Source organism: Rhizobium sp. 01L410 (genome assembly GCF_056400165.1).
On sequence record NZ_JBFTST010000011.1, the window covers coordinates 126,263 to 150,540 of the forward strand.

A 24,278-nucleotide genomic window follows, 5' to 3' on the forward strand; every position below is an offset into this window, starting at 1 on the left:
GCCGTCTCTCAGTTGGAAGCAGCAGGCTGTTCGCGGACAGGGGTGATGTGATCACCGTCGCGAACATAGGCACCGGCCTTGGCAACGACTTCCTCGCCGTCCTTCAGGCCCTTCGTGATTTCGACAAAGGCACCGTCCTGGATGCCGGTCTCTACGGCGGCGAATTTCACCACGCCGTTCTCGACCTTGCGGGCAGACGAGCCCTCGTTCGTCGTGAGCACGGCAGACAGCGGCAGTGCCACGTTCTCAGCCGTGTTGACGATGATTTCGGCGCTGCCATACATGCCGGAGCGCGCCTTGTTGTCGTCGTCGATCAGGATATGCACCAGGCCGAGCCGGGTGGTCGGATCGACGGTCGGCGAGACCAGGCGCACAGAGCCTGCGAGCTTCTCGCGGCTGCCGGCAAGCGAAATCGTCGCCTTCTGGCCGTGCTGGATCTTCATGATGTCGTTTTCGCCGACTTCGGCGACGAGTTCGATATCGTTGTCACGGATGATGGTGAACATCGGATCGCCGGTACCGGATGCGATGGCGCCGACATTGGCGTTCTTGGCCGCCACAGTGCCTGTAACGGGCGTCTTCACGTCGGTGCGAGCGAGCTTCAGGTCGGCATCGGCGATCTGGCTGTCGGTGACCTTCAGATCGGCCTGGGCGACCTCGATTGCCTGCTCCGCGGAGCTGACACGGGCATTGGCGGAGGCGGCAGCCGCATCGGCCTGTTCGACCGTTGCAGTCGAGACGGTACCCTTCTTGACCATTTCCTGGGCGCGGTCCTGCTGCTGACGGGCCTGGGAGGCATTGGCCTGGGCTTCGACCAGCTGGGCGCGAAGCTGGGCAAGCGATGCCTCGCCCTTGGCCTTGGTCGCCTGCATCTGGCTCTTCTGCAACAGCAGGGAATCGGGGTTCAGCGTGGCGATCGTGCTGTCGGCAGCGACCTTGTCGCCGACATCGACATTCAGCGAGCTGATCGACAGGCCCTCGACCTGCGGCTGGATATAGACTTCCTCGACGGCCTTGACGGTGCCTGTGGCAACGACGCGATCGACGAGCGCGCGGGTCTTCGCCGTGGTGACGACGATCGCCGGAAGGTTCTGCTTCGGCTTCGTGGTGGCCGTTTCGGCCTCCTGGGCAAAGACCGGCGATACCGCCATGATGGCGATCAAAAGGGTGGAGGCGCGTAGTATTTCAAGCGTGCGTGCCATGCGTCGTCATCCAATTATGTCAAAATGGTCGGCCAAAATCGGCGCAGCGATGCTGCAGCTTGCGAACAGGCCATTCCCGTCTCTGTCTAACTACTCAGAGGTATTCCCGCATTTGCCGTCTCTCATACAGAGAAGTCCCCGGTCCGGCAAATCTGGTTTTGTACGTGGTATCGGTTTGCGCGACGTACAAGACCGCTAGAAAACAATTCCCCATGAGCGGCACATTAATTACCGTTTACGTATAGATCAATCACCGTCAGGTTATGTTTGCATTCCGATGATTGATCGCAACGTATAATCTGAAGACGATCGAGACATGGCAGATGCGACATGCGCACGCCAAATAATTTCAATCGGCGTTAAAAAAGCAGAAAACGCGCGGATCTCTCCGCGCGTTCTCCGTGATGTCGCCTATTCCGCTTACTTGGAAGCGGCGTCGGTGATGTCGTGTGTCCAGGCGCCGGATGGCTCCTTGGTGATGATCTTCTGGTCGAGAAGAGCCTTGGCGGTGCGGTCGTAAAGCGTCGTGTCGAGCTTGCCGCTGCCGTCGCCGATCAGCTTGGCGACTTCGCCCATCATCCGCTTCTGGTGGTTTTCGTCCTGGCCGCCGGCATCGACGACGATGCCTGCTGCTTCATCCGGATTTTCGGTGGCGTATTTCCAGCCCTTCATCGAGGCCTTGACGAACTTGACCATCTTTTCCTTGAAAGCCGGGTCCTTCAGCTTGTCCTCATTGGCGTAGAGGCCGTCTTCGAGAAGATCGTTGCCCATGGCGCTGTAGTTGAAGACGGTCAGATCCTCAGGCTTCAGACCGGCATCGATTGCCTGCCAGTATTCATTGTAGGTCATGACGGAAATGCAGTCGGCCTGCTTCTGCAGCAGCGGCTGGACGTCGAAGCTTTGCTTCAGCACGGTCACGCCATCGGCGCCGCCTTCGGTCTTCAGGCCGAGCTTGTTCATCCAGGCGAAGAACGGATATTCGTTGCCGAAGAACCAGACGCCGAGCGTATGACCCTTGAAATCGGCTTCGGTCTTGATCGGGCCGTCCTTGCGGCAGATCATTTCCATGCCCGACTTCTGGTAGGGCTGGGCGATGTTGACGAGCGGAACGCCCTTCTCGCGGGCCACCAGCGCGCCGCCCATCCAGTCGACGATGACATCGGCGCCGCCGCCGGCGATCACCTGTTCCGGGGCGATGTCAGGGCCGCCCGGCTTGATGTCGACGTCGAGGCCTTCTTCTTCGTAATAGCCCTTGTCCTTGGCGACGTAATAGCCGGCGAACTGGCTCTGCGCGACCCACTTCAGCTGCAGCGTCACCTTGTCGGCCGCCATCGCGTGGACGGCGGCGAGCGACATGGCGCTCGCCATCATTGCAACCATCAACTTCTTCATTTTCTTTTTTCCCTCTGAAGTTATGCCCCAATCCCATTTGCGGGAACAAAGCGACGCCTAGCCACCACGGATAGACGGATGCCAGAAAGTCACCGCCCGTTCGGCAAGGGCGACGACGCCGTAGAAAACCGAGCCAGCCACCGCCGCGACGGCGATCTCGGCCCAGACCATGTCGACATTCATGCGGCCGATCTCTGTGGAGATGCGGAAGCCCATGCCGACGATAGGGGTTCCGAAGAATTCCGCAACGATGGCACCGATCAGCGCCAGCGTCGAGTTGATCTTCAGGGCGTTGAAAATGAACGGCATGGCCGCCGGAAGCCGGAGCTTCAGCAGCGTCTGCCAGTAGTCGGATGCGTAGGTGCGCATCAGGTCCCGCTCCATGGCGCCGGAGGCGGAGAGACCCGCCACCGTGTTCACCAGCATCGGGAAGAAGGTCATGATGATGACGACGGCGGCCTTCGACGGCCAGTCGAAGCCGAACCACATGACCATAATAGGTGCGACGCCGATGATCGGCAGGGCCGAGACCATGTTGCCGATCGGCAGCAGGCCGCGGCGCAGGAAGGCGACGCGGTCGGCGAGGATCGCGACGATGAAGCCGGAGGCGCAGCCGACGACATAGCCGAACAGCACGGCCTTGAAGATCGTCTGGCGCACGTCCTCGCCGAGGATCGGCAGAGAATTGGCGATCCGCACACCAATGGTGCTCGGCGGCGGCAGGATGACGAAGGGGATGCCGCCGCCGCGCGTTGCCGCCTCCCAGAGGATCAGGATCCAGGCGCCGAAGATTGCCGGGATCAACAGCCGCAGGAAGGATTTGCCGGTATTCGACAACGGCTTCACATCCGACAGCAGCGTGACGCAGCGCCAGGCGAGCAGCCAGGCGGCAGCGATCAGCAGGAAGAAAGCTTTCGTCGCCATGCCCTCGTTGCCCGTGATGCCTGACAGGAGCAGCCAGGCGGCATCGAAGGAGGCCAGCAGCAGCACGGTCGCCGAATAGAGCGGTGGCAGCGCCGGCAGCGAAATCAGCGCTGCGGCGGCGATAATGATGACGACAAGCGTCGTGGTCTGGCTGCTGAACGGGGCGGGGGCGCCGTTCGCCAGAAGCGGCAGCGAAACGATGGCGCCGATACAGAAGAGCAGCGCCAGCGCGCTTTGCCAGGAAAGCGTCAGATACTTCATGCCGGCCTCCCGCCCATGGCGCGATCGACGATCTTGGCGGCGAGCCCGACGATCGCCACGAGCAGTGCCGCCAGCACGGAACCCGCAACCAGCGCCGCCCAGATGTCGATGGTCTGGCTGTAATAGGAACCGGCGAGCAGCTTCGAGCCGATCCCGGCGACGGCACCGGTCGGCAATTCGCCTACGATGGCGCCGACGAGGCTGGCGGCAATCGCGACCTTCATCGAGGTGAAGAGGAAGGGAACCGAGGCCGGCACCCGCAGCTTCCAGAAGGTTTGCGCAGCACTGGCATTATAGGTGCGCATCAGGTCGAGATACATGACTTCGGGCGAGCGCAGCCCCTTCACCATGCCGACGGCGACAGGAAAGAAGGAGAGATAAGTCGAGATCAGCGCTTTCGGGATCAGTCCGGTGATGTTGATCGATCCGAGCACGACGATGACCATCGGCGCGATCGCCAGGATCGGCACCGTCTGCGAGGCAATGATCCATGGCATCAGGCTGCGGTCCAGCGCCCTGATATGGACGATGCCGACGGCAATCAGGATGCCGAGCATGGTGCCGAGCGCGAAGCCGAGCGCCGTCGAGGAAAGCGTCACGCCGGCATGATAGACGAGGCTGCGGTTGCTGGAGAGCTTTCTGAGGAAGGTGTTTTCGAAGACATTCTGCGCCACCTGATGCGGGGCAGGCAGGATCGGCTTCGGCTGGGAGAGCGTGGCGGAGATGAATTCGGATGTCGTCGGCGTGATGTTGTTTCGCTGGTCCATGTCGCGCTGGAACGGCGCGTTCATGAACACGGCGGCGATGTACCAGATGACGACGAGGGCGGCGAGGATGGTCAGGACCGGGACGATCTTGTCCTTGAGGGTGTCGGGTTTCATGCGGACATCCTCTGAGTTGAGTGGGTGGGGTTACCCCCCTCTGTCCTGCCGGACATCTCCCCCGCAAGGGGGGAGATCGACTCGTGGCCGGCTTCGCGCCAGACATCAATGTTGGAACGAGTGGGTGCGCCCAGCCAATCTCCCCACCTGTGGGGGAGATGCCCGGCAGGGCAGAGGGGGGTGGCCACGAATGCCAAGGTCTCACTCATAACTATGCCCCGCTCTCAAACCCTCGCGCACCCGATGCGCGATCTCCAGGAATTCCGGCGTCTCGCGGATACCGAGCGGGCGGTCCTTCGGCAGCGTCGAGTCGATGATGTCGGTGACGCGGCCGGGGCGGGGGGACATGACGACGATCTTGGTGGAGAGGTAGACCGCTTCCGGAATGGAGTGGGTGACGAAGCAGATCGTCTTGTTGGTGCGGGCCCAGAGCTTCAGCAGAGCGGCGTTCAGATGGTCGCGGACGATTTCGTCCAGCGCGCCGAAGGGCTCGTCCATAAGCAGCAGGTCGGCGTCGAAGGCGAGTGCGCGGGCGATCGAGGCGCGCTGCTGCATGCCGCCTGACAGCTGCCAGGGGAATTTCTTGTCGAAGCCGGCAAGCTCGACGAGCTCGAGAGCCTCAGAGATGCGCTTCTTCTGGTCGGCTTTCGAGTAGCCCATGATTTCAAGGGGAAGGGCGATGTTCTTCTCGATCGTCCGCCAGGGATAGAGCGCGGCCGCCTGGAAGACGTAGCCGTAGGCGCGGGCCTTGCGGGCTTCTTCCGGCGTCATGCCGTTGACGCTGATCTCGCCTGATGTCGTCTTTTCCAGATCGGCGATGACGCGCAGGAACGTCGTCTTGCCACAGCCGGATGGGCCGATGAAGGAGACGAAGTCGCCCTTGTTGACGTCGAGATTGACATTGCTCAGCGCATGCACCGGCCCGTCATTCGTCTGGAAGGTGAGACAGAGATCCTTGGCGGATACGACGGAGGCTGCTTGCATCGAGATGTTACCAGTCCTGTTTTCCCCGCGCCTGCGCGGTTTGCGTGTTATGCTGCCGCCCGGTTTCACACGCCGCGGCAAAGTCCATGGAGGATGAGAATGGACGCTAAGTCAAAGCCCACCTGCCACATTGTTCGCCCCAGCCACGCCTATGACGGCAAGCAGGGGCTCAGCTATTTCGAAGGCATTGCCGCGGAAACGGTCGGCGCCAAGGGCATCTGCATGCATCTCCTGACGATCCCGCCCGGCGTGCGGGCCAAGGCGCATCTGCATGAGGCGCACGAGACGGCGATCTACATGCTCTCCGGCGAGGCGCATACCTGGTATGGCGACAATCTCGAGAACCATGTCATCGTCCATGCCGGCGAGCTCTTCTACATCCCGGCCGGCGTTCCGCATCTGCCCGCCAATCTGAGCAGCACGCCCTGCACGGCTATCATCGCGCGGACAGATCCCAACGAGCAGGAGAGCGTCGTCTTGCTCCCGGAACTCGACAGGATCGTGCCGGATTGAGGCTATTTGCATAGCGGCAGCGGCCCCCACTTGATGGCGGCGTCCGAGGTGAAGCCGATCGTGTAGCCCTTGGGGCCGGAGGTGATCTTCGCCGTGTCCTCGCTCTCGCCTTCCTCACCCTCGGCCTGGCAGGAGACCGTGGCCGTAAAATTCTTGCCCTCGGTCTTCAGCACCTTCTTGATCTCACAATAGGAGGCGGCCGTGGTGATCGCTTCCGAGGTCAGCAGGAAGAAGTTGTCGGAGCCGGTGCTTTCGCCCGATTTGGCGTAGGCGCAGCCGTCCTTGTTGCCGTAGCTGCCCTTGATGGGCAGCGTATCGGCGAAAGCCGCGGTGGAGAGCGCGGCCAATGAAACAATTGTCAGAATGACTTGGCCGCGCATCTATATCACACCCCGCTCGCCGGGATGCCGGTGCGTTCGACCTTGCGGGGTGCGGTCAGCTCTTTCCAGGTGGAGAGCGCCTTGTTGACGGCCTGGAAGGGCTCGCGCCTGACGAACTGGCCGTGGCCTTCCTGCGTCTTGATGGTCGATTCCTCGATGGCGACGACGCCGCGGGTCAGCGTGTAGCGCGGCAGGCCGGTGACTTCCTTGCCTTCGAAGACGTTGTAATCGATCGCCGACTGCTGGCTCTTAGCCGAGATCGTCTTGGAGCGCTTCGGATCCCAGACGACGATATCGGCATCGGCGCCGACGAGGATTGCACCCTTCTTCGGATAGACGTTGAGGATTTTGGCGATATTCGTCGAGGTCACCGCCACGAACTCGTTCATGGTGATACGGCCGGTCGCGACACCATAGGTCCAGAGCATCGGCATGCGGTCTTCGAGGCCGCCGGTGCCGTTCGGGATCTTGCGGAAGTCGCCGAGACCTGTGCGCTTCTGGTCGGTGGTGAAGGCGCAGTGGTCGGTCGCCACGACCTGCAGCGAACCGGCGGAGAGACCGGCCCAGAGACTGTCCTGATGCTGCTTGTTGCGGAAGGGCGGGGACATGACGCGGCGGGCGGAGTGGTCCCAGTCCCTGTTGAAATATTCGGTCTCGTCGAGCGTCAGGTGCTGGATCAGCGGCTCGCCATAGACGCGCATGCCGTTCTGGCGGGCGCGGCGGATCGCTTCATGGGCCTGTTCGCAGGAGGTGTGGACGACATAGAGCGGCACGCCAGCCATATCGGCGATGATGATGGCGCGGTTGGTGGCTTCGCCCTCGACCGAGGCCGGGCGCGAATAGGCGTGTCCCTCCGGCCCGTTGTTGCCTTCGTCCATCAACTTCTGCTGCATGGCGGCGACGACATCGCCGTTTTCGGCGTGAACGAGGGGGAGCGCGCCGAGTTCGGCGCAACGCGAGAACGACGCGAACATCTCGTCGTCGTTGACCATCAGCGCGCCCTTGTAGGCCATGAAGTGCTTGAAGGTGTTGATGCCCTTTTCCTGCACGATGGTCTTCATGTCGTTGAAGACCTGCTCGCCCCACCAGGTCACCGACATGTGGAAGGAATAGTCGCAATTGGCGCGGGTCGACTTGTTGTCCCAGCGCTTCAACGCATCGAGCAGCGACTGGCCGGGATCGGGCAGGCAGAAATCGACGACCATGGTGGTGCCGCCGGCCATCGCCGCCCGCGTGCCGCTCTCGAAATCGTCGGAGGAATAGGTGCCCATGAAGGGCATTTCGAGATGGACGTGCGGATCGATGCCGCCGGGCATGACGTAACAGCCCGTGGCGTCCAGCACCTCGTTGCCCGAAAGATTCGGCCCGATCTCGACGATCTTGCCACCTTCGATCTTCACGTCGGCTTTATACGTCAGGTCGGCGGTGACGATGGTTCCATTCTTGATGACTGTGGTCATGGCTGTTCCCTGTTCTTATTGAGTCAGGTGACCGATCGCATCCCCTAGTGGAGAGGTTGCGTGCGAAGCAGTCCGGTGATGTTCGGTAAATGCTCGAGGGGGCTATGCCTCGACGAGATCAAGCCGCTTTTCGATCCGCAAGACGCGTTCATCGATGCGGTCGAGCCGTGTCGAAATGGTCGCATATTGATGTTCGAGGATGCCGAGACGCTGCTTGACGACCTGCATGTCGTCGGCGAGCCGTTCGACGGTGCCCCGGATGGCACGCAAGTGCTCAAGTATGAGGTTGTCGGTCGACATTCACCGGCCTCCGTTGGCGGCAATTTTCCTTCGGAATATAGGCGCAATTGTTTCACACCACAATCTCCGCCGTCTCGACCACCGCATGGAACAGCACATCCGCACCCGCCGTCGCCCATTCCTTGGAAATCTCTTCCGCCTCGTTGTGGCTGAGGCCGCCGACGCAGGGGCACATGACCATGGTGGAGGGCGCCACCTTGGCGGCCCAGCAGGCGTCGTGGCCGGCGCCGGAGATCACGTTCATGTGGGAGTAACCCAGCTTTTCAGCGGCATCGCGGACGCGACCGACGAGGACGGGATCGAAGGTAACGGGGTCGAAATGGCCGACGGCTTCGATCGAACAGCCGACGCCGAGCGCTTCACAGATCTTGGCGGCTTCGCCCTCGATCTTTGCGCGCATGCGGTCGAGCTTGGCCTGATCGGGCGTCCGGATGTCGACGGTGAAGACCACCTTGCCGGGCAGCACGTTACGGGAATTCGGCGAGAAGAACACCTGGCCGACACCGCCGACGGCGCCGGGCTGTTCGCCCATCGCCACGCCCTGAACCATCTCGATGATCCGCGACATGGCGAGGCCGGCATTGACGCGCATGTTCATCGGCGTCGAGCCGGTATGGGCTTCACGGCCGGTGAGGGTGAATTCCAGCCACCACAGGCCCTGACAGTGCGTCACGACGCCGATCTGCTTGTTTTCGGCTTCGAGGATCGGGCCCTGTTCGATGTGATACTCGAAATAGGCGTGCATCTTGCGGGCGCCGACTTCCTCGTCGCCGAGCCAGCCGATGCGCTTCAGCTCGTCGCCATAAGTCTTGCCCTCAGGATCCTTGCGGCCATAGGCGTAGTCGATGCTGTGCACGCCGGCGAATACGCCGGAAGCGAGCATGGCGGGCGCGAAACGCGCGCCTTCCTCATTGGCCCAGTTGGTCACGACGATCGGGTGCTTCGTCCTGATGCCGAGATCGTTCATGGTGCGCACGACTTCAAGCGCGGCTAGTACGCCGAGAACGCCGTCATATTTGCCGCCAGTCGGCTGGGTGTCCAGGTGAGAGCCGACGTAAACCGGCAGGGCGTCAGGATCGGTGCCGGGGCGGGTTGCGAACATCGTGCCCATCTTGTCGACGCCCATGGTCATGCCGGCGGCATCGCACCAGGTCTTGAAGAGGCTGCGGCCTTCTGCGTCCGAGTCCGTCAGCGTCTGGCGATTGTTGCCGCCGGCAATGCCGGGGCCGATCTTCGCCATGTCCATGAGACTGTCCCACAGACGGTCGCCGTTGACGCGCATGTTTTCGCCTGGTGCTGCCACCATATCTGAAGTCCTCGCCTGTTTTCATCAGTCATGCGCTGAGCATGTCCGGTCTGTTCCCTTGGTCAATTCCCGGCGCGATTGTTTGTTTTCTTTGCGCTGGAAAATCCGCCGTTGCCTTTATTTTGCATCTGACGGATAATTTGACCGATTGGTAAACATTACAGCTTCCGGCGCCGGGCTCAAGACGTAAAACAGCAAAAATACTGACAAATTTGCGAGCCGGAAACTGCTTCTGAAAACTTGAGTGAAGCAGTTGAATTTGTGAGGGAAACGAGAGCCATATGGCCATTCCGAGAGCAGCGAGGACCCAGCGCCGGACGCGAATCCAGGAGGAGAAGGAAGAGCAGATCCTCGAAGCGGCGTTGGATGTGTTTTCGGTCAGCGGCTTCCGCGGCTCGACCATCGACCAGATCGCTGCCGCCGCAGGCATGTCGAAGCCCAATCTGCTCTATTATTTCCGCACCAAGGAAGCGATGCACCGGGCGCTGATCGACAGGGTACTCTTTACCTGGCTGGAGCCGCTCAGGGCCTTCAATGCCGAAGGCAATCCGGAATCCGAAATCCGCAGCTACATCCGGCGCAAGCTGGAAATGGCGCGTGATTTTCCGCGCGAAAGCCGGCTGTTCGCCAATGAGGTCCTGCAGGGTGCGCCGCATATCGAGGACGAGCTGAAGGGGCCGCTGAAGAGCCTGGTCGACGAGAAGGCGGAGGTGATCCGCGTCTGGGCCAAGGCCGGCAAGATCGCCAAATGCGATCCCTATCACCTGATCTTCTCGATCTGGTCGACGACCCAGCATTACGCCGACTTCGATGTACAGGTGCGGGCAGTGCTCGGCCAGGAGCATTCCGGCGCTGGGCGTTTCGAGGATGCCGCGCGGTTTCTGGAGCAACTTTTCGTCGGCGGGCTAATGGTACAGCCGCTCTGAGTGTCAGGCCTTCTTCAACGGCATCATCTTGTCGAGTGCCGCCGCCACGCTTTCGATCGTGTAGGGCTTCTGCAGGATATTGGCGCCGCTGAAGTTCTTGGCGACCGCCTCGCCGTAACCCGTTGCAAAGACAAGCGGCGTGCCTGCCTGCACCAGTTTCTCGGCGACCGGGAAGCTGGTTTCGTCGCCGAGATTGACGTCGAGCACGGCGAGATCGAAATGCTTCTCCGCCACATATTCGAGAGCCTGATAGACGCTCGGTGCAAGCGTCACATCCTTGGCGCCGAGCTGCAGGAAGATATCCTCGCCGTCCATGGCAATGATCAGGTTATCTTCGACCAGCAGGATGCCGCAGCCCTGCAGCGGTTTCTCGGAAATGATCGTCGCGGTCTTAGCCGCCGGTTGCTGACGCACTTCCGGGACGATCGAGACCGGTCCGTCGGCGAAGGTAACATATTTCGCCGGGATGGTGAAATCCGCCTGCAGCCCCTTGGGCTCATAGCGCACCTCGGCCTTACCGCCGAGATCGTAGGGGATCGAGTGGCGGATGATGGTGGTGCCGAACCCCTGCCGTTTCGGCGCCTTTACCGGCGGACCGTCGCTCTCGCGCCATTCGACCAGCAGATTGCCCGTGTCGTCCTCGGTCCAGGCGACGCTGACCGTTCCGCTGTCGCAGAGGCTGCCGTATTTGGCACTGTTGGTAACGAGTTCGTGGAAGACAAGGGCCGCCGTCGAGAAGGCCTGCGGGCCGAGCAGCACTTCTTCGCCGCGCATGACCACGCGCGCAGCATTCTTGCCGAGATAGGCGGCGGCTTCGGCCTGCAGCAGCGAGCGCAGCGAAGCCGGGGCCCAATGATCCCGGGTGATCTGGTCGTGGGCGCGTGATAGCGCCTGAACGCGGCCTTCCAGCTGGCCGACATATTCGCCGATATCGCCATCGCTGGTGCGCGACTGGCGGATTAGGCCGCTAATCAGGCTGAGGATATTGCGGACACGGTGGTTCAGCTCGGCGATCAGGATTTCCTGGCGTTCGTTTGCCTGCTGGCGCACGGCGCTCGCCTCGTCGGCAAGGCGCAGGATGACCTCGATCAGCGTGACGCGGATCGTGTCGGCCACGCGCTTTTCAGCCGGGGTGAAGGGGTGCGAGCGTCCCCGGACGAGTTCCGACCAGCTTTCGAAGCTCTTGCGCGGTGTCAGGCGCGGGCCGTTCGGGCCGTATTCGACCGGTTTGTGCGGGTCGCCAGCCCAGCGGACGGTGCGGACGATCTCCTGGCGGAATAGGATCACATAGTCACGCGGCGAGCGCGAAATCGGGATCGCCATCAATCCGGCGACGGTGCCGTCGATATCGCTGTCCGGCCAGAGTTCCTGCAGATGATCGGTGGTGAAAACCCGGCCGGAGGATGTGCGGTTGAGGATCTTGACCAGGCCGGAAAACTGCTCCTGCGTCGGCGAAAGCCCGGTCAGCGCCGAGCGGCCGTTGATCCAGACGCCGATGCCATCGGCGGGGATTGCGTCCGAGAGCGCATCGATCAGCCAGGTTGGGTCGTCGAGCAGGCTGGCATTGTCGGCGACCGAGGTCAGCAGCCTGTCGGCGATCTGGCGGGCCTTGGTTTCGAATTCCAGCGCCAGCCGCCGTTCACGGCTTTCGAGGCGAGAGGCGAACATCTGACCGAAAAGCTCGGAGGTCGAGCGGCGCTCGAAAGAGGGCAGGCGGGCGGAATAATGATGGCAGGCAAACAGGCCCCAGAGCTTGCCGTCGACGATGATCGAGATCGACAGCGATGCGCCGACGCCCATATTCTTCAGGTATTCGATGTGGATTGGCGAGACCGAGCGCAGGATCGACATCGACAGATCCAGCGGGCGGCTGTGCTCGTCGAGCTCCGGATGAATGGCAACAGGCGTCGCATCGATATCGGCAATGACGCGGAAGAGGTTGCGGACATAGAGCGCGCGGGCCTGAACCGGGATGTCGGAGGCCGGATAGTGCAGGCCGAGGAAGGAGCCGATGCCGGGGCGGGCCGCTTCGGCGACGACTTCGCCCGATCCCTTTTCGTCGAAACGATAGACCATGACGCGGTCGAAACCGGTCAGCGCGCGGGCCTGGCGGGCGCCCTCGCGGTAGAAGGCTTCCAGCGTCTGCGCCTGGTCGAGACGGGCCATCATGCTGCGGATCGACATGGTCGCGCCGCCCTGGGCGCCATCCTGCGACGGCTCGGCCTCGATGATGACCTGACCGTCGCTGATGTGGAGCGCCACGTCGAAGGCAGGACCGTTCTCGGAAAACTGCACGCCGAAAAGCCGCTCGACGATATCAGGGCCCCTAATGACGGCAAGACGGTTTCGAAGCGTATGCAGCGTCTGCGGCATGATCACTTCGGACAGTGGGCGGCCGAGTACATCCTTGTAGCTGACGCCGATGAACTGTTCGAGATTTTCGGAAGCGCGGGCAACCAGCCAATCGGCCGAGGAGACGAGCAGGAAGCCGAACGGCTGGATGGCGCCGAGGCGGTGGATCGGTTCGCGGTCGCAGTTCGTCAGGTCGACGCGGTCGAAGGTTTCGCTCACGAGGCGGCCATCTCCAGTTCCATCTCGGCAGCCTTGCGGAAGAGTGCAAAGACGGCGCGGGCAGCCTCGACGGCACCCGCTTCATCGGCGCCTGCATTATCGAGCATATCCATGAAGGCCTTCATGCCGCCCTTGGGGCCGAAGGGGCTGAGATAGGCGGATGGCAGCCCTTTGCCGACGGCCTTGGCCAGCATCGCGCCGCCGAGCTTCGAGCCTTCAAGCACATAAACGGCGCCGAGAAGCGCTGCATCGTCCTGCATCGGAGGCGCATCGAGGGCGGGCGGCAGCGGAACATTCATCGCAGAGAGGTCGTCTGACAGCAGACCGCGGCGACGGCGCTCGCTCCAGTCCGGGATCAGCCGCTCGATGCCGGCTTTTTCCAGCGCTATCTCGACGGCTGGAACGGCGCGGGCGTGGGCGGAGAGGAAGGCTCTGTATTCTGCTTCACGTCCGAGACCGAACCGGCCGAAGATTTGATCGACATCAGCGTGGCAATCGCTGGTGCCGGCGCGCAGCGCAGTTCGAAGTGACATGGTTATTGCAAATCCGGTTGATGGTGGCCGATGCACCGCCCCGTACGGCGCATCATCATGGCGATATACGGCAGCATTTCATGATTTCCAGTGAATACAATAAAAAATTCAGCCACTTCAGCGGCTTGGTAAATTTCAAAACGTCACTCCATCAGGCCGGGCAATCTCGCAACCAACGCATCGATGGCGAGGCGGACTTTCGGCAGCATGACGGGCGAGCGCGGCCAGATCGCGTGCGACTGGAAAATGACGGGACGCACATCTGTCAGCACCCGCACCAGGCGCCCGGCGGCCACATGCTCGCGCACCATCCAGCAAGGCAGCCAAACGAGGCCGGCACCTTCGATCGCCACGTCGCAGATGGTGGCGAGATCGTCGAGCCGCATCCGCGATTTCGGCAGAACCTGCCGCCAGGGTTCGTCGTCGGTCGGGAACACCCAGGTGCGGTGCTTGTCCTGCCGGCCATAGATGATGCCGACGTGTTTGGGGACATCTTCCAGCGTGCGCGGCGTGCCGTGTTTGGCGAGGTAATCGGGCGAGGCGCAGACGGTCAGCCGCTGGTGGGCGACGAGCCGCGCCATCATGTCCTGATCGTCCTTGAGCGGCCCGTTGCGGATCGCCAGATCGTAGCCGTCTTCAAGAAGATCGATGATCCGGTCGTTGAAGGACAGGTCGAGTTCCAGTTCGGGATGGTCGTCGAGCAGTGAAATCAGGATCGGCGCAATGCATTGCCGACCGAAGATGACTGGCATGGAGACACGCAGCTTGCCGCGCACGGTCTGCTTGCCGGCCTCCAGAAGCGCTTCGCCGATCTTGATCTCTTCCAGAGCCTTCAGGCAGCGCTCGTAAAAGAAGCGGCCTTCTTCCGTCAGGCTCTGCGAGCGGGTGGTGCGGTGGAAAAGGCGGACGCCGAGGCGCTCTTCGAGGCGGGCGATTGTCTTGCCGACAGCGGATCGCGTCAGGTTCAGGCCGCTTGCGGCGGCTGAAAATCCGCCTGCTTCCACGACTTCGACGAAGACGGAGATACCACCAAGCTTTTCCATGAATTGTATCCTCAAGGGAACCTATCTTGGGAATTTATATCGCAACTGCCGCCATCTTTTCAACGATAGCATCGCTCTCTTCGCTGAATATGCAAAGGAGCACATGCGATGACCAAGATAAGGCAGTGGACGATCGATGGCATCGGTCCGCAGAACCTGACGATATCGGAAGGACGGATGGACGCTCCCTCGGGGCGCGATGTTCTGGTGCGGACCGAGGCCGTTTCGCTGAACTATCGTGACAAGCTGGTGCTCGAGACCGGCATGGGGCTGCCGCTGCAATTTCCCTTCGTGCCGGCCTCCGATATGGCGGGTGTCGTCGAAGCCGTCGGCCCCGGTGTGACGCGCTTCAAGCCGGGTGACCGGGTGATCTCGACTTTTTCTCCAGGCTGGATCGATGGCGCAAATGCCGGGAATGCGCGCAACCCGCCCTACCGCACGCTCGGTGGCTTCTATCCCGGCGTGCTCTCCGACTATCTGACCTTCTCCGAAGACTGGTTCGCCAAGGCGCCGGACAGCCTCGATGCGGCCGAGGCCAGCACCTTGCCCTGCGCCGGCCTGACCGCCTGGTTCGCGCTGATCGAGCGCGGCCATCTCAAGGCCGGGCAGAAGGTGCTGATCCAGGGAACCGGCGGCGTTGCGCTGTTCGGCGTGCAGATCGCCAAGGCGCATGGCGCCGAGGTCTTCATCACATCAGGCAGCGCGGAGAAGCTCGATCGTGCCCGCTCCATCGGAGCCGACCACGGTTTCGGACGTGAGAACTGGGTAGAGACGCTTTATGGCCTGACAGGTGACTACGGTGCGGATCACATTCTGGAAATCGCCGGTGGTGCCAATTTCGGCGAAGCGCTGAAGGCGGTTGCCGTCGGCGGGCATATCCATGTCATCGGCGTACTCGACGGTTTCGAGGTGTCCGGTCCCGTCGGGCCGCTGCTTCTGAAATCACCGACGGTGCAGGGCATCAGCGTCGGCCATCGCCGGGCGCTCGAGGATCTCATCCGCGCCGTCGATGTTTCAGGCATCAAGCCGGTCATCGATCATCGCTACGCTTTCGAGGAACTGCCGGAGGCGCTGGCGCATCTCGACCGCGGCCCATTCGGCAAGCTCGTCATCGAATTCTGAGAAGCCGGCTCCCGCAATCGCGCGGGAGCCTTCCATCATCAGGCCGCAGCCGCTTCGCTCTCGAAGCGGAAGCCTTCATCGGCCCAGCCGGTCATGCCGCCGATCATCACCTTCACCTGCTTGCCGAGCCGGGCGAGGCGGAGCGCTGTTTTGTCGGTGCCGTTGCAATGCGGACCGGCGCAATAGACGACGAAGAGCGTCTCCTCCGCCCATTCCGACATGCGATGCGCCGTCATCTTGCCTTGCGGCAGGTTGATGGCGCCGGGGATGTGCGAGGCGGCAAACATCGCGGGCGAGCGGACGTCTAGCAGCACGAAATCGGTATTGCCGGCGGCGAGCGATGCGTGGACGTCCCAGCAATCCGTCTCGAAGGCGAGCTTGCGGGCATAATAGGCGGTGGTGGCTTCCGGCGAGGCGGCAGGGGTTTCGCTGACGTGGCTTGGCATGGGCGGTTCCTTTCGTTCGGGTTGCTGCCCGTTATCGCCGATGCTATGGCTTGGCGAAATTGGCCGGAATGACGATGAACGTAAAGATCATGCCAAATGGACCCCATGTCGCGGTGCTTGCCTATGACGGCCTCTGCACCTTCGAATTCGGCATCGCCTACGAGGTCTTCGGCCTGCCGCGTCCGGAGATGGGCGATGGCTGGTACCGCTATTCGGTCTGCGGCATCGAGCCGGGGCCGCTGCGGGCTGCCGGAGGCCTGACGGTCTTTACCGATCACAGCCTCGACGTGCTCGAACAGGCAGACCTGATCGTCGTGCCCGGCTGGCGGGCGATCGATGCGCCGGTTCCTGCCGGTCTCGTTGCGGCACTGCGCGCTGCCCATCAGCGCGGCGCGCGCATCATGTCGCTCTGCTCCGGGGTCGCGGTGCTGGCGGCATCAGGGTTGCTGTCCGGGCGCCGGGCGACGACGCATTGGCGCTATGTTGCCGCGATTGCGGCGCGCTATCCTGATATCACCTTCGACGCCGGCGTTCTCTACATGGACGAGGGCAGCATTTTGACGGCGGCGGGAAGCGCGGCAGGCATCGATCTCTGCTTGCATGTGGTGCGGGGCGATTTCGGTGCGGAGGCGGCCAACAGTGTCGCCCGCCGCCTCGTCCTGCCGCCGCATCGCGAGGGCGGACAGGCGCAGTTCATCCATGCGCCGGTGCCGCAGGAGCGCGAAGGCATCCGGCTCGGGCCGCTGATCGAATGGATGCGCGAGAGGCTCGATACCGAACAGCCGATCACCCTGCTCGCCGAAAAAGCCGGCATGAGCCAGCGCACCTTCCAGCGGCGTTTCGAGAAAACGACAGGCCTCAGCGTCGGTGAATGGCTGCTGAAGGAGAGGCTGCGCCACGCCCGGGAGCTGCTGGAAAAGCCGGCCGCCACCTCGCTCGACGACATCGCCGCCGCCAGCGGGTTTGGGACGCTGGCAACGATGCGGCACCATTTTCGCAAGCGGCTGGGAACGAGCCCGGGGGCGTACCGGAAGACGTTTGCCGGGTGAGCGCTCCCCGGTCACCGTCATTCCTGTGGCCTTAGGGCTTCGCCCACGGGATGTCACAGGAAACCAGCCACGGCGCGTCTGCGCCGTGAATGACTCTCGTGCTTTTGGGAAGAGGTCTCCCCGCCGCGCGGACGCGCGGCGACTGGATTCCTGTGACGAGCACAGGAATGAGGGAGGTGGAGGGGAACGCCGCGGAGCAAAATTCTCCGCGGCGCGCCAATCTCTATTCCGCAGCCTGTCTCGCCATCGGATTGTTCGGATGCGTCGTCCAGTTGGCATAGTTCGGATCGACGGTCTTGCCCGTGCGTTCGTCCAGCGCGCCTGCTGGCAGGGCTTCCATGGTGATGCAGTTCTCGACGGGACAGACGTTGACGCAGAGATTGCAGCCGACGCATTCGTCTTCCATGACCTCGAAGTGGCGGACGCCGTCAACGAACTGGGTGATCGCCTGGTGCGAGGTGTCCTCGCAGGCGATGTGGCAGCGGCCGCATTTGATGCAGGCGTCCTGGTCGATCTTCGCCTTGGCGATGTAGTTGAGGTTCAGATACTGCCAATCGGAGACATTGGGAACGGCGCGGCCGGTAATGTCGTCGAGGGTGCGGTGGCCCTTGGCGTCCATCCAGTCGGAGAGGCCTGAGATCATCTCCTGGACGATCTTGAAGCCGTAGGTCATCGCCGCTGTGCAGACCTGCACGTTGCCGGCGCCGAGAACCAGGAACTCGGCGGCATCGCGCCATGTCGTCACCCCGCCGATGCCGGATATCGGCAGGCCGTAGGTTTCAGGATCGCGGGCGATCTCGGCTACCATGTTGAGCGCGATCGGCTTGACCGCCGGGCCGCAATAGCCGCCATGGCTGCCGCGTCCGTCGATCGAGGGTTCCGGCGAGAAGGTGTCGAGATTAACAGCGGTGATCGAGTTGATCGTGTTGATCAGCGAGACTGCATCGGTGCCGCCCGATTTCGCAGCGCGGGCCGGTTTGCGGATGTCGGTGATATTAGGCGTCAGCTTGGTGATGACGGGCATGCGGGTATATTGCTTGCACCAGCGCACCACCATCTCGATATATTCCGGCACCTGACCGACCGCAGCACCCATGCCGCGCTCGGACATGCCGTGCGGACAGCCGAAGTTGAGTTCGATGCCGTCGGCGCCGGTTTCTTCCACCAGCGGCAAGATCGCCTTCCAGCTTTCCTCCTCGCAGGGCACCATGATCGAGGCGATCAGGGCGCGATCCGGCCAGTTCATCTTCACCTGCTTCATTTCGCGCAGGTTGGTGTAGAGGTCGCGGTCGGTGATCAGCTCGATATTGTTGAGGCCAAGCAGGCGGCGGTCGGCGCCCCAGATTGCGCCGTAGCGCGGGCCGTTGACGTTGACAACAGGCGGGCCTTCCTCGCCAAGCGTCTTCCAGACCACGCCGCCCCAGCCTGCCTTGAAGGCGCGCTCGACATTGTAGGCCTTGTCGGTCGGCGGCGCGGAGGCCAGCCAGAACGGGTTTGGAGACTTGATGCCGACGAAATTATTGCGGAGATCAGCCATTGTTCATTCTCCCCTTCACGCGACGGCAACGGCCGGCTGCAAACCTGCAGTCAGCATGCGGTTGATCGATTCGGCGGCATCGCGGCCCTGCGCCACGGCCGAGACGGTGAGGTCGTCACCGCCGAGCACGCAGTCGCCCCCGGCCCAGACGCCTTCGATCGAGGTTTGCCCTTCGGCATCGATGGTGATGCGGCCGTTTTCCATACGCAGTGCGCCGAGACCGGAGGCCTCGAAGGTCTGGCCGATCGCCTTGAAAATCTGATCGGCGGCGATGACGCCGGTTTCGCCCGTCGTCACCAGGCGGCCCTCGGCGAGAGCGGTATATTCGACCTCGATGCCGGCGACCTTGCCGTTGTTGGCGACGATCGATTTCGGCGCCAGCCAGTGTCGGATGATGACGCCCTTGGAGCTGGCGAGATCCTGCTCGAACTCAGAGGCGTTCATGTGTTCCTTGCCGCGGCGGTAGCAGATCGTCACCTCTTCGGCGCCGAGCAGCTTTGCCTGGACGGCGGCGTCGATCGCCGTCATGCCGCCGCCGAGAACGACGACGCGGCGGCCGATGGCGATCGCGCCCTTGTCTGCAGACTGGCGCAGACCGGCGATGAAATCGACGGCGTCTTCGACACCCGGCAGGCTCTCGCCATCGACCTTCAGGGCATTGACGCCGGCAAGACCGAGACCGAGGAAGACGGCGTCATATTGCTGCTGCAGATCGGAGAGCGAGAAGTCGCGGCCGAGCTGCTCGCCGTTCCTGACCTCGATACCGCCGATCGACAGAACGTAATCGACCTCCTTCTGGGCGAAGTCGTCCACCGACTTGTAGGTGGCGATGCCATATTCGTTGAGGCCGCCGGATTTCGGCTTGGCGTCGTAGATGACGACGTCGTGGCCCTTGACCGCAAGGCGGTGGGCGGCGGCAAGACCGGCCGGGCCGGCGCCGACGACGGCGATCTTCTTGCCCGAGGAAGCGGCGCGATCGTAGAACTGGCGGCCGGCGTTCATCGCGGCGTCAGTCGCGTAGCGCTGCAGGCGGCCGATCTCGACAGGCTTCTCTTCTGCCGTGTTGCGCACGCAGGCCTGTTCGCAGAGCTCTTCGGTGGGACAGACGCGGGCGCACATGCCGCCGAGGATGTTCTGGTCGAAGATCGTCTTCGCCGAACCCAGCGGGTTGCCTGTCGATATCTGCCGGATGAACAGCGGGATATCGATGGAGGTGGGACAGGCCGTCATGCACGGCGCGTCGTAGCAGAAATAACAGCGGTCGGAAGCAACCAGCGCTTCATGCTTGTCGAGGCGCGGATGAAGATCGGAAAAGTTCGCGTCATACTCGGCGGGCGAAAGCCGGCCGGCATGAATCCCAGTTTCCAGACGTTCCATTGAAGTTCCCTCATTATTGGTAAACGGCCTGTGAGGGAAAGCGTAACTCAGGTCTAAAAATTTATCAAATGGTAAAATTTTGGAATATTTTGCAGGCTATTGGGCTGATTTCATGTTGCTTTTTGTTTTTGTATCGTGAGCGGAAATGCTGCCTGGGGCGGGGCGCCTAGGGCCAGGCAAAAAAAGATTCACAAAAGTCCACTTTTTTTCCGCAGCGTTGGAACCAAAGGTTAACGGCGCCGTTATTGGGATATCCAGATGATGACCGCATCGACCCAACATGCGCGCCCCCAACCCATCATCCGGATCTTACTCACGGTCCCCTCCCGGTGAGTAAAAACAGCCAGTGCGCCGCCCTCGCACTGGCTGTTTTACTTTGTCAGGTTTGCAGCTGACGGAGGAAGGGCGTTATTTCATGCCCGCTTGAGGATTTCGAATTCGGTCTCGGGGACGAGCAGCGAGTATTCGATGCGCCCGGGGATCAGCTTCAGTTCTGCCTTGCCATTCATAGAGGAAGGCACCACGCGTTCCAGAACCGTCTTGCCGAAGCTGTTTTCGCTGAATTCATGGATCTCGGTCTTATCAGGCAGCGCTTCCGCCCAGGTGACTTCGATCGCCCGCCTGCCGTTCAGTTCCGCCTCGCGGCAGTTCAGCGTGATCGACGCCGCGCCGCCGGCGATGGCGCCGAAGGAGGCGGAGTTGACGATGAGCTCGTGCAGCGCGAGTCCGAGATGGACGGCCGCGTTCGGCGTCATATGCGCGTTGATTCCATAGATCGGCAGCGAGCCAGCAGTCTCCGGCCAGTAGGGCGCGAACTGTTTTTGGGCGAGTTCGAACAGATAGGCGCCGCGCCAGCTGGAATCGGTGATCAGGTCCTGCGAATTTGAGAGAGACTGCAGGCGGCCGCGGAATTTTACCAGGAAACCATCGAGCGACAGCGTGTTTCGCGCCGTCTGTGTGGCGATGCCTTGGATGATGGCCAGCAAGTTCTTGGAGCGGTGCGAGAGTTCGCGCAGCAGCGACTTCAGCACCTTCTCGCGGTGGCGAGTTTCGGTCACTTCGGAAAGCACCGTCAGCACGCCATGGCTGTCGCGTTCGCTGGCGCGCTCGACCTTCAGCTCGTAGCTGCGCATCTCGCCGCCGACATTGACTTCGATCTCAGCGGTCGTGGCGAGCCCGGTGTCGAGCACCTTCATTTTCAATGCATGCAGATACTCGCCATAGGCGCTGCCGAACAGATCGGCGTCCGTCATGCCGGGTCTGAATAAATCCTGGAAATGAGCGGGGAGATTCTCGGCATAGGCCATCTCAAGCCTTGAGTCCTGGAAGACAATCGAGATTCCTGCGCTGCGCAGCGCCCGCTCCATCATTGCGGCCTTGCCATCCGTGCGGAACGGCTTGCCGGTCAATGGTTCTGTCGTATTCACCAAGCCGCCTTTCCTTCGATCCGTCTGGTGCAGCTGGATAGAAGTTGGCCCATCAGCCAACCCGCCGGTCAGTTTATAACCAAGCGTTGCAGAAACAGTTAAAGCCGCCGGAGTGCACCAGTCATGCTGGAACGCCCCGGCTATTGCTTTGTTCCGTCATCCGGAAACCCGGTATCAGGCTGCAACCTTGGTGGATTCATTGAAGAACAGCGCCTGGCTGATCAACGCCTTGACCATATCGGGGTTGAAGGGTTTCGTGACAAGGAATGTCGGCTCCGGACGCTCGCCGGTGAGCAGGCGTTCGGGGAAGGCGGTGATGAAGATCACCGGCACGTTCGAGGTCTTCAGAATGTCATTCACCGCATCGATGCCGGAACTGCCGTCGGCAAGCTGGATATCGGCGAGAACCATGCTTGGCTTGGTCTTGTTGTAAAGCGCAACCGCCTCGGTATGCGTCCGGGCAATGCCGGTGACGCGGTGGCCGAGGCTTTCGACCATCTGCTCGATATCCATCGCGATCAGCGGTTCGTCTTCGATGATCATGATATCGGTCGCCACCTGGCGGGAAATTTCCTGCGAGGCGGTGTCCAGAAGGCCCATCACGTCCTGTTCGGCGATCTCCAGGATCTCGGCGATTTCGCCGACGCGGAAGTTCTCGACCGATGCGAGAATGAAGGCTTGGCGGGCGCGGGGAGAAACCTTGGCAAGATTGACGGTCGCGCGCTGTTCCCAGGCGTAGGGAGACGCCGGTTCCGGAATCTGGACTGCCGTGGAACCAAACAGTTTGGTGAACAGTTTGTAGAGTGCAACACGGTCGTTCGCGGTATCCGGGAAAATGGATAGGTCGGCGATGATTGCCTCAAGCACTGCGGCTACGTAGGCGTCGCCAGAGGTCTGAGTGCCGGTAAGAGCCCGGGAATAGCGACGCAGATAAGGAAGGTGCGGCGCAATTCGAGTAGAAAGTGTCATTAAAAACTCCCGTCTGTAGGCCGGTAACTGGCGCTAATGAGGCAGAAACGTGAGACGGGTAAAAAAGTTCCGGAGCTTGCGGAACTTTTTTCAGACAGCCGCATTATCCTGCCGACGAATAAAGGGCGCACCAGCTTGAAGCAGGACTTAGGCAGCGTATCGGCATCAACTGCCCAACAGGCAGCTGGTGCTATCGGTGTCGATAGTCGCTTTCAACGGAAAAGCTGCCCGGTTTTACAGACAACAGGCGAGAAGTGACGATTTGATGGCTACACAGCAGAATGAAGAAAGAGATCAGCAGCGGCTGGATGTAAGGGCGAGCGACATTCTCGATCCCAACAACCAGATCGGTGTGAAGCTTCGCTCGCTTTACGCGGCGGCGCAGGATGAGGCCATTCCAGACCGGTTCCTTGATTTGCTCGAAAAGCTCGACCAGGCCGAAATGGCCTCGGCGAAGCTGGCAGAATAGGGTGAGCTGATGGAAAAAGAGCAACCGAGCTTCAAGCGCGAGATGCTGGCAGCCCTGCCAAGCCTGCGCGCATTCGCCATCTCGCTGACCGGCCGCCATGACCGCGCCGACGATCTCGTTCAAGACACCATCATGAAGGCCTGGGCAAAGCAGGACCATTTCGAGATGGGCACCAACATGAAGGCCTGGCTGTTCACGATCCTGCGCAACGAGCTTTATAGCCAGATGCGCAAGAGCGGCCGCGAAATCCAGGACAGCGACGGCCTGTTTACCGAGTCCATGGCGATGCATCCGTCGCAATATGGCGCGCTCGATCTGCAGGACTTCAAGAAGGCGCTCGATCAGCTGCCGCCGGACCAGCGTGAAGCGATCATTCTCGTCGGCGCTTCGGGCTTTTCCTACGAAGAGGCCGCGGAAATCTGTGAATGCGCCGTCGGCACGATCAAGAGCCGCGTCAACCGCGCCCGTCAGCGGCTGCAGGAACTGCTGCAGATCACCGGCGAAGCCGACTTCGGCCCGGATGCAACATCGGCGCCACTGACATCGAAGGCCTTTGCCTTCTGATAAAAGAAATACTTGGGAGGAAAAAGCCGGCTGCCTGAAAAGGCGCCGGCTTTTTTTGTTTTGCGTCGATTGGAAAGGTTTGCACCCGGAGGCTCCTCATCCAGCTGCCGCAACCTTTCCCCGAGGGGAGAAGGGACGTTGTTGCGAGGCCTCCGTCTCTTCTCCCCCTGGGGAGAAGGTGGCCCGGTAGGGCCGGATGAGGGGGCTCCCGGATGAGACGGCAACTAAAGGATCAATCGTCCTTCTTGGACCCAACCAAATTCGATGCCACAAGCGCCATCAAGATCCCAGCGGTCAGAAGCGGCTGCGAGCGGATCAGGCCGATGCCGGCGGCGGCTGCGGATTCGAGCGCCAGGCGGCGATCCCTGGCCTGACGTTTTTCCTGCGCATTCATGATCACCATGGCGATCAGCGCCACCACGGCGATGAACACGGCGCAGGCGGCCAGAAACAGAGCTGCCCCGACTGGGCCATAGATACCCGCAAGCCAGATCGCGCCTGCGGTGACCGCAAGCGCATAGGCCGTCAGCAGGAACAGGGCTGCAATGGCAATGAAAATACCGTTGCGCTTGGTCCGCGCAACGGTACGGTGAACGCCGTTTCCTACCAGCATACTGAGTAGAGGAAAGAGCATCGAGCCTC

Annotated in this window: 24 protein-coding genes; 6 read left to right on the plus strand and 18 right to left on the minus strand. The window is 61.8% G+C overall.

The window, feature by feature from the left end:
• Positions 1-8 precede the first annotated feature (8 nt).
• The 5 genes from AC1DV9_RS22610 to AC1DV9_RS22630 all read right to left on the minus strand — a co-directional run bounded on the left by AC1DV9_RS22610 (position 9) and on the right by AC1DV9_RS22630 (position 5,644).
• On the minus strand, positions 9-1,202 hold the full coding sequence (locus AC1DV9_RS22610; RefSeq protein WP_477950117.1) for an efflux RND transporter periplasmic adaptor subunit: 1,194 nt from the start codon (positions 1,200-1,202) through the stop codon (positions 9-11).
• A 420-nt stretch (positions 1,203-1,622) separates the two neighbouring features.
• Positions 1,623-2,594: an ABC transporter substrate-binding protein gene (locus AC1DV9_RS22615; protein WP_477950118.1), complete on the minus strand. Its 972-nt coding sequence runs from the start codon at positions 2,592-2,594 to the stop codon at positions 1,623-1,625.
• A 57-nt stretch (positions 2,595-2,651) separates the two neighbouring features.
• Positions 2,652-3,779: an ABC transporter permease gene (locus AC1DV9_RS22620; RefSeq protein ID WP_477950119.1), complete on the minus strand. Its 1,128-nt coding sequence runs from the start codon at positions 3,777-3,779 to the stop codon at positions 2,652-2,654.
• Positions 3,776-4,660, minus strand: coding sequence for an ABC transporter permease (locus AC1DV9_RS22625; RefSeq protein ID WP_112516356.1), 885 nt, complete (start codon positions 4,658-4,660; stop codon positions 3,776-3,778). Before AC1DV9_RS22625 ends, AC1DV9_RS22620 begins: the two co-directional genes overlap by 4 nt.
• 201 nt (positions 4,661-4,861) lie before the next feature.
• Entirely contained in the window at positions 4,862-5,644 is a 783-nt protein-coding gene (locus AC1DV9_RS22630) for an ABC transporter ATP-binding protein (RefSeq protein ID WP_112516358.1), read from the minus strand.
• Between the two features lie 99 nt (positions 5,645-5,743).
• On the opposite strand from AC1DV9_RS22630, the gene AC1DV9_RS22635 reads away from it, so the two are divergent.
• Positions 5,744-6,157, plus strand: a complete 414-nt coding sequence (locus tag AC1DV9_RS22635; protein ID WP_477950120.1) for a cupin domain-containing protein — start codon at positions 5,744-5,746, stop codon at positions 6,155-6,157.
• 2 nt (positions 6,158-6,159) lie between these two features.
• On the opposite strand, the gene AC1DV9_RS22640 is transcribed toward AC1DV9_RS22635, so the two are convergent.
• From AC1DV9_RS22640 to AC1DV9_RS22655, 4 genes are all read right to left on the minus strand, one after another.
• Positions 6,160-6,537 carry a hypothetical protein gene (locus AC1DV9_RS22640; RefSeq protein WP_477950121.1) on the minus strand — a complete coding sequence of 126 codons (378 nt, stop codon included), beginning with the start codon at positions 6,535-6,537 and terminating at the stop codon, positions 6,160-6,162.
• Between the two features lie 5 nt (positions 6,538-6,542).
• Complete coding sequence (gene hydA, locus AC1DV9_RS22645; protein ID WP_477950122.1) at positions 6,543-7,997, minus strand: dihydropyrimidinase; 1,455 nt, start codon at positions 7,995-7,997, stop codon at positions 6,543-6,545.
• Between the two features lie 102 nt (positions 7,998-8,099).
• Positions 8,100-8,297: a hypothetical protein gene (locus AC1DV9_RS22650; protein ID WP_112390444.1), complete on the minus strand. Its 198-nt coding sequence runs from the start codon at positions 8,295-8,297 to the stop codon at positions 8,100-8,102.
• 52 nt (positions 8,298-8,349) lie between these two features.
• A complete protein-coding gene (locus AC1DV9_RS22655; protein ID WP_477950123.1) occupies positions 8,350-9,603 on the minus strand; it encodes a Zn-dependent hydrolase in 1,254 nt (417 codons plus the stop codon).
• Between the two features lie 281 nt (positions 9,604-9,884).
• Here AC1DV9_RS22655 and AC1DV9_RS22660 point away from each other — a divergent pair, with 281 nt between their 5' ends.
• On the plus strand, positions 9,885-10,529 hold the full coding sequence (locus tag AC1DV9_RS22660) for a TetR family transcriptional regulator C-terminal domain-containing protein (protein ID WP_477950124.1): 645 nt from the start codon (positions 9,885-9,887) through the stop codon (positions 10,527-10,529).
• A 3-nt stretch (positions 10,530-10,532) separates the two neighbouring features.
• On the opposite strand, the gene AC1DV9_RS22665 is transcribed toward AC1DV9_RS22660, so the two are convergent.
• From AC1DV9_RS22665 to AC1DV9_RS22675, 3 genes are all read right to left on the minus strand, one after another.
• Positions 10,533-13,100, minus strand: a complete 2,568-nt coding sequence (locus AC1DV9_RS22665) for an HWE histidine kinase domain-containing protein (protein ID WP_477950125.1) — start codon at positions 13,098-13,100, stop codon at positions 10,533-10,535.
• A complete protein-coding gene (locus tag AC1DV9_RS22670) occupies positions 13,097-13,633 on the minus strand; it encodes a biliverdin-producing heme oxygenase (protein WP_477950126.1) in 537 nt (178 codons plus the stop codon). Before AC1DV9_RS22670 ends, AC1DV9_RS22665 begins: the two co-directional genes overlap by 4 nt.
• 143 nt (positions 13,634-13,776) lie before the next feature.
• Positions 13,777-14,676, minus strand: coding sequence for a LysR family transcriptional regulator (locus tag AC1DV9_RS22675; RefSeq protein WP_477950127.1), 900 nt, complete (start codon positions 14,674-14,676; stop codon positions 13,777-13,779).
• Positions 14,677-14,784: 108 nt separating this feature from the next.
• Between AC1DV9_RS22675 and AC1DV9_RS22680 the strand changes: the two genes are divergently transcribed.
• Complete coding sequence (locus AC1DV9_RS22680) at positions 14,785-15,798, plus strand: zinc-dependent alcohol dehydrogenase family protein (protein WP_477950128.1); 1,014 nt, start codon at positions 14,785-14,787, stop codon at positions 15,796-15,798.
• Between the two features lie 38 nt (positions 15,799-15,836).
• Here AC1DV9_RS22680 and AC1DV9_RS22685 read toward each other — a convergent pair whose 3' ends face one another.
• Positions 15,837-16,244: a rhodanese-like domain-containing protein gene (locus AC1DV9_RS22685; RefSeq protein WP_477950129.1), complete on the minus strand. Its 408-nt coding sequence runs from the start codon at positions 16,242-16,244 to the stop codon at positions 15,837-15,839.
• Positions 16,245-16,312: 68 nt separating this feature from the next.
• Between AC1DV9_RS22685 and ftrA the strand changes: the two genes are divergently transcribed.
• Complete coding sequence (gene ftrA, locus AC1DV9_RS22690) at positions 16,313-17,293, plus strand: transcriptional regulator FtrA (protein WP_477950130.1); 981 nt, start codon at positions 16,313-16,315, stop codon at positions 17,291-17,293.
• 223 nt (positions 17,294-17,516) lie between these two features.
• Here ftrA and preA read toward each other — a convergent pair whose 3' ends face one another.
• From preA to AC1DV9_RS22710, 4 genes are all read right to left on the minus strand, one after another.
• The gene (gene preA, locus AC1DV9_RS22695) at positions 17,517-18,830 is read right to left on the minus strand and encodes an NAD-dependent dihydropyrimidine dehydrogenase subunit PreA (protein ID WP_477950131.1); all 1,314 of its coding nucleotides are present in this window, start codon (positions 18,828-18,830) and stop codon (positions 17,517-17,519) included.
• A gap of 15 nt (positions 18,831-18,845) precedes the next feature.
• Positions 18,846-20,207: an NAD(P)-dependent oxidoreductase gene (locus AC1DV9_RS22700; RefSeq protein WP_477950132.1), complete on the minus strand. Its 1,362-nt coding sequence runs from the start codon at positions 20,205-20,207 to the stop codon at positions 18,846-18,848.
• A gap of 413 nt (positions 20,208-20,620) precedes the next feature.
• Positions 20,621-21,616, minus strand: a complete 996-nt coding sequence (locus tag AC1DV9_RS22705; RefSeq protein WP_310294888.1) for a sensor histidine kinase — start codon at positions 21,614-21,616, stop codon at positions 20,621-20,623.
• Positions 21,617-21,808: 192 nt separating this feature from the next.
• Positions 21,809-22,603 carry a response regulator gene (locus tag AC1DV9_RS22710; RefSeq protein WP_112390455.1) on the minus strand — a complete coding sequence of 265 codons (795 nt, stop codon included), beginning with the start codon at positions 22,601-22,603 and terminating at the stop codon, positions 21,809-21,811.
• A gap of 265 nt (positions 22,604-22,868) precedes the next feature.
• Between AC1DV9_RS22710 and AC1DV9_RS22715 the strand changes: the two genes are divergently transcribed.
• Positions 22,869-23,072: a NepR family anti-sigma factor gene (locus AC1DV9_RS22715; protein WP_112390456.1), complete on the plus strand. Its 204-nt coding sequence runs from the start codon at positions 22,869-22,871 to the stop codon at positions 23,070-23,072.
• A 9-nt stretch (positions 23,073-23,081) separates the two neighbouring features.
• The gene (locus AC1DV9_RS22720) at positions 23,082-23,636 is read left to right on the plus strand and encodes an RNA polymerase sigma factor (protein ID WP_112390457.1); all 555 of its coding nucleotides are present in this window, start codon (positions 23,082-23,084) and stop codon (positions 23,634-23,636) included.
• A 232-nt stretch (positions 23,637-23,868) separates the two neighbouring features.
• On the opposite strand, the gene AC1DV9_RS22725 is transcribed toward AC1DV9_RS22720, so the two are convergent.
• Entirely contained in the window at positions 23,869-24,270 is a 402-nt protein-coding gene (locus AC1DV9_RS22725) for a hypothetical protein (RefSeq protein ID WP_112390095.1), read from the minus strand.
• Between the last annotated feature and the right edge of the window lie 8 nt (positions 24,271-24,278).